Source organism: Acinetobacter albensis (genome assembly GCF_900095025.1).
Lineage (GTDB): Bacteria > Pseudomonadota > Gammaproteobacteria > Pseudomonadales > Moraxellaceae > Acinetobacter > Acinetobacter albensis.
This window is the reverse complement of the sequence record NZ_FMBK01000003.1, coordinates 114795-127954: the sequence shown is the minus strand read 5'-3', so window position 1 is coordinate 127954 and position 13160 is coordinate 114795. Positions and strand designations below refer to the sequence as shown.

At 40.2% G+C, this 13160-nt stretch carries 13 protein-coding genes; 12 read left to right on the top strand and 1 reads right to left on the bottom strand.

The genetic code is table 11. The features are described 5' to 3' along the window. Positions 1 to 60 precede the first annotated feature (60 nt). The 11 genes from der to yjgA all read left to right on the top strand — a co-directional run bounded on the left by der (position 61) and on the right by yjgA (position 8909). Positions 61 to 1470: a ribosome biogenesis GTPase Der gene (gene der / locus GA0116959_RS03090; protein WP_092718295.1), complete on the top strand. Its 1410-nt coding sequence runs from the start codon at positions 61 to 63 to the stop codon at positions 1468 to 1470. A gap of 89 nt (positions 1471 to 1559) precedes the next feature. Next, on the top strand, positions 1560 to 2201 hold the full coding sequence (locus GA0116959_RS03085) for a 4'-phosphopantetheinyl transferase family protein (protein WP_092718292.1): 642 nt from the start codon (positions 1560 to 1562) through the stop codon (positions 2199 to 2201). 38 nt (positions 2202 to 2239) lie between these two features. Beyond that, entirely contained in the window at positions 2240 to 3004 is a 765-nt protein-coding gene (gene mazG / locus GA0116959_RS03080; protein WP_092718290.1) for a nucleoside triphosphate pyrophosphohydrolase, read from the top strand. A gap of 12 nt (positions 3005 to 3016) precedes the next feature. Continuing rightward, on the top strand, positions 3017 to 3424 hold the full coding sequence (locus GA0116959_RS03075) for a ComEA family DNA-binding protein (RefSeq protein WP_053578775.1): 408 nt from the start codon (positions 3017 to 3019) through the stop codon (positions 3422 to 3424). A 161-nt stretch (positions 3425 to 3585) separates the two neighbouring features. Further along, positions 3586 to 5049 carry a polynucleotide adenylyltransferase PcnB gene (pcnB, locus tag GA0116959_RS03070; RefSeq protein ID WP_092718287.1) on the top strand — a complete coding sequence of 488 codons (1464 nt, stop codon included), beginning with the start codon at positions 3586 to 3588 and terminating at the stop codon, positions 5047 to 5049. After that, positions 5046 to 5531: a 2-amino-4-hydroxy-6-hydroxymethyldihydropteridine diphosphokinase gene (folK, locus tag GA0116959_RS03065; RefSeq protein ID WP_092718284.1), complete on the top strand. Its 486-nt coding sequence runs from the start codon at positions 5046 to 5048 to the stop codon at positions 5529 to 5531. Before pcnB ends, folK begins: the two co-directional genes overlap by 4 nt. Positions 5532 to 5570: 39 nt before the next feature. Next, complete coding sequence (gene panB / locus GA0116959_RS03060; protein ID WP_053578772.1) at positions 5571 to 6380, top strand: 3-methyl-2-oxobutanoate hydroxymethyltransferase; 810 nt, start codon at positions 5571 to 5573, stop codon at positions 6378 to 6380. A 1-nt stretch (position 6381) separates the two neighbouring features. Further along, on the top strand, positions 6382 to 7227 hold the full coding sequence (gene panC, locus GA0116959_RS03055; protein WP_092718281.1) for a pantoate--beta-alanine ligase: 846 nt from the start codon (positions 6382 to 6384) through the stop codon (positions 7225 to 7227). A gap of 25 nt (positions 7228 to 7252) precedes the next feature. Next, on the top strand, positions 7253 to 8104 hold the full coding sequence (gene rapZ / locus GA0116959_RS03050) for an RNase adapter RapZ (RefSeq protein WP_053578770.1): 852 nt from the start codon (positions 7253 to 7255) through the stop codon (positions 8102 to 8104). Beyond that, a complete protein-coding gene (locus tag GA0116959_RS03045; RefSeq protein WP_053578769.1) occupies positions 8101 to 8370 on the top strand; it encodes an HPr family phosphocarrier protein in 270 nt (89 codons plus the stop codon). Before rapZ ends, GA0116959_RS03045 begins: the two co-directional genes overlap by 4 nt. Before the next feature lie 2 nt (positions 8371 to 8372). Then, positions 8373 to 8909, top strand: a complete 537-nt coding sequence (yjgA, locus tag GA0116959_RS03040) for a ribosome biogenesis factor YjgA (RefSeq protein WP_053578768.1) — start codon at positions 8373 to 8375, stop codon at positions 8907 to 8909. Positions 8910 to 9041: 132 nt separating this feature from the next. Here the strand turns inward: yjgA and GA0116959_RS03035 are convergent, their stop codons facing one another. Further along, positions 9042 to 10682 (bottom strand): acyl-CoA synthetase, encoded by a 1641-nt coding sequence (locus GA0116959_RS03035; protein ID WP_092718278.1) that lies wholly within the window; start codon positions 10680 to 10682, stop codon positions 9042 to 9044. 552 nt (positions 10683 to 11234) lie between these two features. Between GA0116959_RS03035 and thrS the strand changes: the two genes are divergently transcribed. Further along, positions 11235 to 13157, top strand: coding sequence for a threonine--tRNA ligase (thrS, locus tag GA0116959_RS03030; protein WP_092718276.1), 1923 nt, complete (start codon positions 11235 to 11237; stop codon positions 13155 to 13157). Positions 13158 to 13160: the final 3 nt, after the last annotated feature.

The following is a 13160-nucleotide window of genomic DNA, read 5'->3' as shown; positions in this document are numbered from 1 at the left end:
TTCCATTGTTTCTGATGTTCAGACCAGTCTCACTGGCTGATTTTGAATAAAGGTTATTCTATGAAACCCGTTATTGCGCTCATTGGTCGTCCGAACGTCGGAAAATCAACGTTGTTTAATCAGATTACCAAGAGTCGTGATGCACTTGTTGCTGACTTTGCGGGACTCACTCGCGACCGTAAATATGGTGATGCTGTTTATCAAAATAAATCCTTCATTGTCGTGGATACTGGTGGTATTGGCGAAAGTGAAGCAGGCATTGATGCTTATATGGCAGAACAGTCGAAAACAGCCATCAATGAAGCTGATATTATTGTTTTTGTCGTCGATGCACGTGCAGGCTTACTGGCATCTGATGAGCAAATTGCTCGCGAAATTCGTACTTTGGGCAAAAAAGTTTATTTGGTGGCCAATAAAGTAGATGGCGTCCATGCAGAAGCCGCTGTGGTTGAGTTTTATCAACTGGGCTTTGGCGAACCTCTTCACGTGGCTGCAAGTCATGGTCGTGGTGTGGCTCAAATGCTTGAAGAAGTATTGTCTGATATTCCTGAAGATGAAAGCCAAGAAGAACATGACAAAAATACGGGCTTACGTTTGGCGGTGATTGGTCGACCGAATGTAGGTAAATCGACTTTGGTCAACCGTTTGTTGGGTGAAGATCGTGTCGTGGTGTACGACATGCCAGGAACAACGCGAGATTCGATTTATATTCCGTATGAGCGCAATGAGAAAAAATATACTTTAATTGATACGGCAGGTGTGCGTCGGAAAGGTAAAGTGGATGAAATGATTGAGAAATTCTCGATTGTTAAAACTTTACAAGCCATTAAAGATGCACATGTTATTGTTGTCGTGCTCGATGCACGTGAAGGCGTGGTAGAACAAGATTTACATTTAATCGGCTATGCTTTAGAAGCGGGTCGTGCGATGGTGATTGCAATCAATAAATGGGATAACATGACCGAGTACGACCGCAAGCAATGTAAGCTTGACGTCGATCGTCGTTTTGACTTTATTCCATGGGCAAAAGTACATTTGATTTCTGCCTTACATGGTACTGGAGTCGGTGATTTATATCCTTCGATCCATCGTGCTTATGATTCTTCGCATTTAAAAGTTTCACCTGCCAAAATCACACAGATTTTGAATGATGCGACTGAAGCACATCAACCGCCTATGATTAGCGGTCGTCGTATTAAAATGCGTTATGCGCACATGGGTGGACAAAATCCACCAACAATTGTGGTGCATGGTAATAAGGTAGATAAAACCCCTGCCGATTATCGTCGTTATCTTGAGAACGTATTCCGTAAAGTCTATAAGCTTGAAGGGACACCAGTTCGGATTGAATTTAAAACCTCTGAAAATCCATTTGAAGGTCGAAAAACACAAATGGATGAGCGTATTGCAGCACGTAAACGCCGTTATGTGCAGAAGTTTAAAAAAGCTGAAAAGAAATTCAAAAGCTAAGTGATCGTCTCTTAATGATAAAAGCCCGAAGTTTACTTGGGGCTTTTTTGTTTTAAGATGTAATGGAATGGGTCATGACGGAGATGTAGGTGAGCAAAGTTATACGAGTGGATGTAGCTACGCTAGAGAAGATTGTCGGTTTATCTCATGGGCTTGATCGTAGGGCGAAAATTCAACTGCAAAAACAAAAAATCTATGAGCATCGTAACCAATTGTTGGCGCAGCAATTAGAAACTGACATTCAGCAGGATGCTTTTTCTGTCACCGAATATGGCAAACCGTATTTAACGCATTTTTCTGCATTTCATTTTAATCATAGTCATAGTCAAAAAAATTATGCTTTAGCCAGTAGTCGGTACATGCCTGATTTAGGAGTGGATATAGAAGATTTAGATCGTCAGGTGCGATTCGAAGCGTTGGCGAAACATGCTTTTCATGCCAAAGAGTTGCAGTGCTGGAATGAGTTGCAGCAAGATGCTGAATATTGGTTTAAAGTCTGGACCACTAAAGAATCTGTATTGAAAGCTGCGGGATTGGGTGTGCGTTTAAGTCTAAATGAATTACAAACCAATGTGCATCCTATTGAAAATGGCGGGATGTGTAGTCATCCGATGATTGGAACTTTTGCTTATCAAAATTTTAATTTAGGAGATGTCATGTTGACAGTGGCTTGGCGTTCGGAAGCATCTTGTAAAGGTTTTAATTTTCCTAAAATTCAGATATTTAAATAATCGCGATTTACCATCAAAAAAACGGAGAGAGTCAGACTATGGAACAATTATTGGCCGTGATGCGTGAGTTACGAGAAAAATGTCCATGGGATCAGCAGCAAACACCACAAAGTTTAACTCAATATGCAATTGAAGAAGCCTATGAAGTCGAAGCAGCCGTACGGCAAGGCAATATTGAAGATATTCGCGATGAACTAGGAGATTTACTTCTGCAAGTGGTATTTCAGTCGCAAATGTACAGTGAGCAGAATGCCTTTGATTTTAATGATGTCGTGAAGGCGATTACTCAAAAAATGATTCGTCGTCATCCACATGTTTTTCAGGCAGATGCATTTTTACAGCTCAGTTCAGATGATGTTGCCCTACTTTGGCAGCAGATCAAACAACAAGAAAAGCAAGCTAAAATACAATCTCGCTTAGATGAGGTAAAACATGGGCCTGCCATTCAGCAAGCACATGAAATCCAAAAAAAAGCGGCAAAAATTGGTTTTGATTTTCCAAATGTTAATGATGCTTTTGGCAAACTGAATGAAGAGTTGTCCGAGTTGCAACAAGCCATGCAGAATCAAAATTCAGACGAAATTTTTGATGAATTTGGAGATTGTCTATTTTCACTGATCAATGTTGGACGTAAACTGGGGCTTTCTAGTGAAATGGCGTTATTAAGCACTATTCATAAATTTAAAACACGCTTTGCTTTCATTGAAGATCAGGCATTACAACACCACAAAACTGTGGAAAATATGACATTAGAAGAAATGGATCAGCTTTGGGAACAGGCAAAACAACAATTAAAAAAATAGGTTTAATCTACAATGCAAAAAAGAATACAGATACTCAGTGATTTTTTATATATGGGGATTTTCATCTCCTTGCTGTTGGGTTCAAATGGGTATGCTCAAAAATTTGATCAAGAGTATTTGAAATGGAAGGCGGATCAAGATGCTCAAGATGCACGTTTAAAAGGTCCAAATACAGCAACATCTCAAAATTATTATTTAGCAAAACCAAGTTTAGTTGCTGTAACGGGCAATAAAGTCAGTTTAAATCAAGCCAATGCAGAGCAGTTGCAAACTTTATCTGGGGTAGGTTTAAAGAAAGCAGAAGCTATTATTGCTTACCGACAAAAAAATGGAAAATTTAAAACCATTGAGGATGTACAGCAGGTAAAAGGTATTGGGCCTGCATTATTTGCCAAAAATAAACAGCGCTTAGGATTGTAATTTAACGTTATAATCTGAGCTTATAATTGTGGATAAATACATTTCATCGCCCACAACAAAATATCCAGCAATGAGATAATCAAATTGCCCTTTGATGGTGTTAGATATATGATTAGCGTCATCTTAGATATTTTACGTTCAGACGTAGGAGACAGCGTCTTTTGCAAACTTTGCGCGCGTCAAAATGTGGTTTATCAACCGCTCAATTACCTTCTTCCATATTAGATGTTATCGAGGCTTTAACCAAGGCAGGCTTTGAAGCCTACATTGTTGGTGGTGGTGTTCGTGACCTAATGCTAGGCCTAAATCCTAAAGATTTTGATGCCGTCACCAATGCAACACCTGCTCAGATTAAAGACGTTTTTGGAAGGCGTTGTCGTATTATTGGACGACGTTTTGAATTGGCCCATGTGTATTCGGGTCGTGAATTGATAGAAGTTGCCACTTTTCGTGCACCGCCTAAAAAAGCGGTCACTTCAGCTTCTGGTATGATTTTACGCGATAATAATTGGGGCACGATTGAACAAGATTTTATTCGTCGTGATTTCTCGATCAATGCTATGTACTATCAACCACACATGGGTATTGTGCTTGATTTCTGTCATGCCATCGATGATATTAAAAATAAAACGTTACGTTTGTTGGGCGATCCAACTTTACGTTTTGAAGAAGATCCAGTACGAATGTTACGGACTTTACGCTTTGCAGCCAAACTAAATTTTAGTATTGCACCTGAAATATTAGAAATTTTTACGCCTAAATTGACCCCGTTATTACGTGATATTTCTCCTCATCGTTTATATGATGAGTCGCAAAAATTATTCACGATGGGCCATTTAAATCGTGTACTGCCAATGTTAATTGATTTTGATATTTGGAGTCAGTTATTTGCAGAAATTCCGCCTCAGATCAGCACATTTATTGAACGTGCTGCAATCAATACTGATCAACGTATTCAAATTGGCAAAACGATTAATCCAGCATTTTTCTATGCGGTATTGCTCTGGAAACCTTTTTTAGAACGTTGTGAGTTTTATTTGAGTAAAGGTACTGTTCCTGCTGAAGCGCGTGCACAAGCAGGTTTAGATGTATTAAAGCGTCAGGCGACACGAACGATTATTCCTCGCTTTGCTGAAACTTTTATTCGTGAAGTTTGGGAAATGCAAACCCGTTTACTCAGCCCTAAGCCGCAGCAAATTCAAGCCTTAGCAAACCATGCGCGTTTTCGTGCTGGCTTTGACTTTTTATTATTGCGCGAAAAATCTGGTGATGCGAGTACCCAAGGGATGGGAATGTGGTGGGATACGTATCAGCTCATGAGCACCGATGAAAAAGAACGTGCCATCAGTCAATATAACCGTCAACGTGCAAAAAGTCGTCGTAAAGCTGCGGTGGTAGAAGAAACAGTAGATACTAGAGCGGCTCAAGTTGAAATTGAACCATTGGTCAATGAGCCAGAACCTCGCAATCGCCGTGATCGTAAAAGTAGAAGCAGACCTGAAAAACCAGTTCAACAGGCATTTTCAGCATCTGATGGTTCAGCAATTGCTTATGACCATCCGATTTTAAAACGTAAACGGGTTAAGCGTGATCTAAGTCATGTGGTCTTTGGGCCCACCCAATGATCATAACGTATATTGGTTTAGGCAGTAATTTAGGCGATTCACGGCAGATTTTGCGTGAAGCTGTACAAAAACTAGCAATGCTGGGTGCTGTTCAGGTTTCAAAACTATATCAAAGTCCACCGATGGGGCCGCAAGACCAACCGCATTATTTAAATGCAGTGGTTCGACTGGAAACTGATTTAACCGCGCTCGCATTGTTGGATCAATTACAGTATTTTGAGCAAGAATCAGGTCGAGTTCGTTTACGACGTTGGGGTGAGCGGACGCTGGATTTGGACTTGCTGCTGTATGGCCAAGAAAATATTCAGAATGAACGTTTAAGCGTTCCGCATGTTGGATTACTAGAACGAGATTTTGTGGTTATTCCTTTGCTCGATTTAGATGTAAATATGCAAGTTAAAACACAACAATTAAAAGATTTGTCTGTCATACAACATCCGACCGTTTCACTTTTGGATGATGAATCGTGGGCGAATATTTAATTTAGGCATGTTCTTGGAACAAGATAGAGGAACATCTTGATGATTAGTCTCAGTAATTTAAAACAATTTAAAACAGATGGGCGAAAATTTTCCTGTCTGACTTGCTACGATGCCAGTATGGCAAAAGCGATGGAAATAGCAGAAATCGATAGTATTTTAATTGGTGACTCTTTAGGGATGGCTATTCAAGGTCGTGATTCAACCCTGCCTGTTACGGTCGAAGATATGGCATACCATACAGCAGCCGTACGTCGTGGTAATCAGCATGCCTTCATTATGACTGATTTACCTTTCATGAGTTATGCCACGCTTAATGATGCTTTAGTGAGTGCTAAAACTGTGATGCAAGCCGGTGCACAGATGGTCAAAATTGAAGGTGGTGCATGGCTGAGTGAAACAGTAACGGTATTCACGCGTAATGGAATACCCGTGTGTGTTCATTTGGGTCTAACACCACAATCTGTACATGTTTTTGGTGGTTATAAATTGCAAGCCCGTACCCGTGAGGCTGCGGATCAATTAATTGCAGACTGTAAAGCTGTAGTGGAAGCAGGTGCGGCATTATTGTTACTTGAATGTGTACCAGCCCAATTGGGTAAAGAAATTACTGAATTATTCCCGCATATTCCTGTCATTGGGATTGGTGCAGGCGTAGATACAGATGGCCAAGTATTGGTTGTACAAGATATGCTCGGTTTAACGTTTGGTCGTGTGGCTAAATTTGTCCGTAATTTTATGAAAGAACAGTCAGGGGAAACGGCTATTTTAGATGCGTTTAAAGCGTATCATGCTGCAGTTCAAGACGCTTCATTTCCTGCCAAAGAACATACTTTTCAAGTCGAGCTGTAACATGAAAACAGAAACTACCATACAAGGCTTGACCGCTTCACTGAGCCCAGCTCGATCGTCGCGTAAAATTATTGGTTTTGTACCGACCATGGGTAATTTACACGAAGGTCATTTGAATTTGGTACGCGAAGCACGTCGTTTATGCGATGTGGTGGTGGTGAGTATTTTTGTTAATCCCATTCAGTTTGGCCCCAATGAAGATTTTGAAAATTATCCACGTACTTTAGAACACGATAGCCATTTACTGGCCGAAGTGGGGTGCGATATCGTTTTTGCACCAAGTGTTGAACAAATGTATGGTCATAAACCACGTCTAACCAATATTAGCGTGTCTGATATTACCAATGATTTGTGTGGTTTACAGCGTCCTGGTCACTTTGATGGTGTTGCCGTCGTGGTCACTAAACTGTTCAATATGGTACAACCCAATTTTGCATTTTTTGGACAAAAAGATTATCAGCAATTAGCGGTTATTCGTCAGTTTGTCCGTGATTTGAATATTCCTTTAGAAGTAATTGGCGTACCGATTACGCGTGCGACAGATGGCTTGGCACTCAGTTCGCGCAACGGCTATTTAACTGAAGAACAGCGTAAAACTGCACCGATCATATTTCAGAGTTTAAAAGAGGCTGAACAACAACTGAAGCAGGCTGTTAACTTAGCTGAAGTGTTAGAAAATATTAAGCAAACATTGACACAAGCAGGTTTTATTGTGGATTATGTGGAAGCGCGCACATTAGATTTAGACAAAATTGAAGTATTTAATCAGGATGTGGTGTTATTTGTTGCTGCTAAACTCGGCACCACCCGTCTAATTGATAACCTGCAAGTCAAATATACTGTATAGATAAGTTATTAAGGACAGCCTTGCCATGAAGCGTATTTTAATCGTTACAGGACAATCTGGATCAGGAAAGTCATCTGCTTTGCAGGTGCTTGAGGATTTGGGTTATTACTGTATTGATAATCTACCTTTGGCATTACTGCCTGAAATAGTTGAAAAACTTGATCGAGAGAATAATCTTGAACAACTCGCGTTAGGTGTTGATGTACGTAGCACACGAGCAGATTTACAAGAATTTGATCTTGTTTTTGAGCAACTGCAAAAATATGGTTCAGTCGATATTATTTATTTGACTACACAAGATCAGGAATTGATTTCTCGATTTAGTGCATCACGTCGACCACATCCTTTGGCTGGTCGTTTCAAAAGTTTAAATCAATGTATTCAAGAAGAAAAAACCTTATTGCTTCCGATACAATTACGTTCCACAGTCCATATTGATACTACAGATAAAAGTGTGCATGATCTAAAACATACTTTATTGTCTAAACTTGGACAGTCCGATAAATTAATTTTAATTTTACAATCTTTTGGTTATAAACACGGTATTCCATTGGATGCAGATTATGTATTTGATGTCCGCCATCTGCCCAATCCTCATTGGGATTTGGAATTGCGGAAATATTCAGGTTTAGATTTACCTGTGCAACAATTTTTGCTGCAAAGTGAACAGACCAATGAGATGTTTCAAGATATTTATTATTTTTTAGATAAGTGGCTGCCTGCCTTTTCAGAAGGCCATCGTCATTATATGACGGTGTCGATTGGATGTACGGGAGGGCAGCATCGTTCAGTATATATGGTGGATAGACTCAAAAAAGCCCTTGAGGAAAATTGGTCTATTCAGGTCTTACATAGAGAAATGAAGCACTGGTCATGATTGACACAACTGTTGACGTAATTAATAAACTAGGTTTACATGCGCGTGCATCTGGAAAGCTAATTGAAGTGACCACCAAATTTCGTTCATCGATTCAAATTGGGAAAGGTGATAAATTAGTGGATGCAAAAAATATTATGTCTTTGCTGATGCTTGGTGCAGGCAAAGGCACAACTTTACGTTTAGTCCTAGATGGTACAGATGAAGAACAAGCTTTATCTGAAATTCATGCACTATTCGCAGCAAAATTTTACGAGGCAGATTAATCGTGGCACGTCGACCGCAACAGCGTTTTACTGAAGATGACTTTGAAACTTTAGAAGGGCGTGCAAGCAAAACCGAACAAAAGAAAGCAGTTCAGCGTATGGCTGCTTTGGGTGAGCAATTGTCAGAATTGAGTCTTAAACAGATTCAAAAACTTCCTGTGGAAGAGCGTTTGATTGATGCATTATTAGATGTACGTACCATAACTTCACATGAAGCGCGTCGTCGCCAATTTTTACGGATTGGTAAGTTATTGCGTAATGAAGATGAAGCCGTAATTTTGTCTTATTTGACACCGCAACAGGGTGCGAAAAAAACCGCACAATTACAGCGTTGGGTCGATCGTATGATTGCTCAAGGTGACCCTGCCATTAAAGAGTTTATGAAAGCGCATAATGCGGCTGAACATCATCCGATTCGTCAGCATATTTTGCGTATTCAACGTGATATTACTAAGGAATTACCTGAAGAGCAGGTCGCTGCCTCTAAGTTGAAATTATTTAACTATATTCAGCAAGTGGCATTAATTTCAGATAACTGATGAATCTCAATACCACAGTTTTGCTATAAAGCTTTTCATAGAATGAATTGAACAGTAAAAAACGGCTTATTTTAAGCCGTTTTTTACATGCGCACTTTTATATTCTATTCTAGAAAATTTAGGCTGAGGCTTTTAAATTACTTCACTGTTTGCACGTTCTTTAGCCCAATCACGTAAGATAAATTTCTGCAACTTCCCTGTAGATGTTTTAGGAATTTCAGTAATCATTACATCTTTTGGCACTTTAAAACGTGCTAAATGTTGTTTGCAGAATTCAATCAATTCTTCAGGCGTGGCAGTTTTACCTTCTTTGAGTTCAATGAAAGCGCATGGTACTTCTTGCCAACGTGGGTCAGGTTTTGCCACCACTGCCGCAGTGAGTACGGCAGGATGTTGATAAAGTACTTCTTCCACTTCAAGCGATGAAATGTTCTCTCCTCCTGAAATAATGACATCTTTTGAGCGATCGGTAATTTTTGCATAGCCATCAGGTTGGCAAACAGCTAAATCGCCTGTATGGAACCAGCCACCAGCAAAAGCTTCTTTGGTTGCTTGAGGGTTCTTTAAGTAGCCTTTCATGACAATATTGCCGCGGAACATAATTTCCCCCATGGTTTCACCATCATGTGGCACTTCTTGCATGGTTTCAGGATCAAGCACTTTCATACCATCTTGTAATGGATATGGCACACCTTGTCGTGAATGGAGTTTGGCTTGTTCTTGAATCGAAAGGTCGCTCCAACCTGCTTGTGAGGCGCATAAGGCAGAAGGTCCATAGGTTTCGGTTAAACCATAAACATGAGTTACATTAATACCGATATGACGCATGCCCTCAATAATAGCAGCAGGAGGTGCTGCACCTGCCACCATCACTTCTACACGATGATCAAAAGCAGTTTTTTTCTGTTCAGGTGTATTAATGAGCATCGAGAGTACAATAGGAGCCCCGCAGAAATAATCGACTTTATGTTCAGCAATCAATTTGAAAATTAATTCAGCATCGACTTTTCTTAGGCAGACATTGGTTCCACCGTTGGCCGCCATGGTCCAAGCAAAGCACCAGCCATTACAATGGAAGAGGGGAAGTGTCCATAGGTAAGTGGCACGTGGGGTCATGCCGCAGGCAATGATATTGCTAGCTGCATTGATATAAGCACCACGATGATGGTAAACCACGCCTTTTGGATTGCCTGTAGTGCCAGAGGTATAACTGAGACTGATTGCATCCCATTCATCTTGTGGTAAATGCCATTCAAAGTTTACATCACCATCCACTAGCCATTCTTCATATTCGATTTGACCCATTGGGATTGAAGGATGTTCATATTCCGCATCAGCCACATCAATGACATAAATATTCTGTGTAACTAGAGCGAGTGCTTCCGTAGCAAGGCTTACAAATTCTGGATCTACCAAAAGTACTTTGGTTTCAGCATGCTCAAGCATAAAGGCGAGCGTTTTGGCATCTAAACGCGTATTTAAGGTGTTGAGTACAGCACCGGCCATAGGCACTGCAAAATGTGCTTCAATCATCGCTGGGACATTAGGTAAGAGTACAGACACGGTATCATTTTTGCCAATACCAAGTTTTTGGAGTTTTGAAGCAAATTGGCGGCAACGCTGATACGTTTGTTGCCAACTAATTCGGCGCTGACCATGAATAATGGCATGTTGATGAGGATAGATATACGCGGCACGATCTAAATAGCGTAAAGGTGACAGTGCCACAAAATTGGCTGGGGTGCGCGGTAATTCATCGTATGCACTCATCATGTTGAAACTCCATTCCATATTTATTTTCATATCCTGCTAAAAAAGATATGCCTTTGTTGTCGGTCTTGCAGTTATGCTTTAGTCGAGTGTTTTTTGAATAATTATAAATAATTGAATAATAATAAAATTGTTTTGTGGTATTTCGGTCTGTTGAACTGTTCGGTTTTAAAATTTGCTTTTTAAAAATAGTTTATTTGAAAAGTACAAGCCAAAAGAGCAGTGTTAAAAAATAATCATACATCTATAACTGATCGATAAAAAGCAGAGTGTTGTACAAAGATATTGTTTAAATTGGAGCAATATTGTGATCTTTTTCTTGGGGATTTTTAATAAAAAACTCAAAGATTAAAGCGCCTTGTATTTATTTTTAAGATTAAAAACCAATTTAATTTACGATTAACTTTTGTCTAAGGTTTATAAAAAGGGAATGACAGTGTAAAATTCTCAGCAAATTTTATTTATCCACCGTTTTTATCTTTTGAGGCTCGCCTTGATCATAATCTCGCGGTGATATGCCCTATGGTACTGGGCATCACTCCTTAAGGATTTTTTATGCCAATTATCACTTTGCCAAATGGCGATCAAAAAGAATTTGATCACGCCGTATCTGTGATGGAAGTTGCGACGAGCATCGGCCCAGGTCTTGCAAAAAATACAGTTGCAGGGAAAGTGGATGGACGTTTAGTCGACGCATCTGACTTGATTACCACTGATGCAAGTTTGCAAATTATTACGCCAAAAGATGACGAAGGTGTCGAAATTATTCGTCACTCATGCGCACACTTGGTGGGTCATGCAGTTAAGCAATTGTTCCCAGAAGCAAAAATGGTCATTGGTCCAGTGATTGAAGAAGGATTCTATTACGATATCTTCAGTGAAAAACCATTTACTTTAGATGACTTCGGAGCCATCGAAGCACGCATGAAAAAGCTGATCGATGAAGATTATGATGTCATTAAAAAAATGACACCTCGTGCTGAAGTCATTGAATTATTCACGCAACGTGGCGAAGATTATAAATTACGTTTAATTGATGATATGCCAGACGAGACCCAAATGGGCTTGTACTATCATCAAGAATACGTCGATATGTGTCGTGGTCCACACGTTCCCAACACTAAATTCTTAAAATCATTCAAGCTCACTAAAATGTCAGGTGCTTACTGGCGTGGTGATGCGAAGAATGAACAGTTACAACGCATTTATGGTACAGCGTGGGCAGACAAGAAACAGCTTGCGGCTTATGTAAAACGTATTGAAGAAGCAGAAAAACGCGATCACCGTAAAATTGGTAAAGCCTTAGACCTGTTCCATATGCAAGAAGAAGCACCAGGTATGGTGTTCTGGCATCCGAACGGTTGGACCATTTATCAAGTGCTTGAACAATACATGCGTAAAGTACAACAAGATAATGGCTACCTCGAAATTCGTACCCCACAAGTGGTTGATTTCACTCTTTGGGAAAAATCAGGTCATGCTGCAAACTATGCAGATGGTATGTTCACGACGCATTCAGAAAGCCGTAACTATGCCATTAAACCGATGAACTGTCCTTGTCACGTACAAGTGTTCAACCAAGGTTTAAAATCATACCGTGATTTGCCAATTCGTTTGGCTGAGTTCGGTTCTTGTCACCGTAACGAACCATCGGGTTCATTGCACGGCATTATGCGTGTTCGTGGCTTTACTCAAGATGATGCACATATTTTCTGTACCAAAGAGCAAATTGGCCAAGAAGTGGCTGACTTTATTAAACTGACTTTAGATGTATATAAAGACTTCGGTTTCGAAGAAGTGCAGATGAAGTTGTCTACCCGCCCAGAGAAACGCGTCGGTGAAGATGCACTGTGGGACATGGCAGAAAAATCTCTGGCTGATGCTTTAGATACTGCGGGATTAGAGTGGGACTTACAACCGGGTGAAGGTGCGTTCTACGGTCCGAAAATTGAATTCTCATTGAAAGACTGTTTAGGCCGTGTTTGGCAATGTGGTACAATTCAGTGTGACTTCAATTTACCTGAGCGTTTAGACGCGTCTTACGTAACTGAAGACAATGATCGTGATCAACCTGTAATGTTGCATCGTGCAATACTTGGCAGTTTCGAGCGATTTATTGGTATACTTATTGAACACTATGCGGGCTTTATGCCACCATGGCTTGCACCAACGCAAGCGTGTGTCATGAATATTACTGATTCTCAAGCAGATGCTTGTGATTTAGTCGTTGCGAAACTTAAAGAAAATGGAATTCGTACCATTTCTGACTTGAGAAATGAGAAAATCGGCTTTAAGATTCGTGAACGTACTTTAGAGCGTATTCCTTACTTATTGGTTCTTGGAGACCGTGAAGTTGAGGAAGGAACAGTGAATGTTCGTACGCGCTCAGGAAAAAATTTAGGTACTATGTCAATTGATGCCTTCGTTGACCTAGTGAAAGTAGCCGTCGCCGAACGTGGCCGGTATATTGTGGAGTAATAA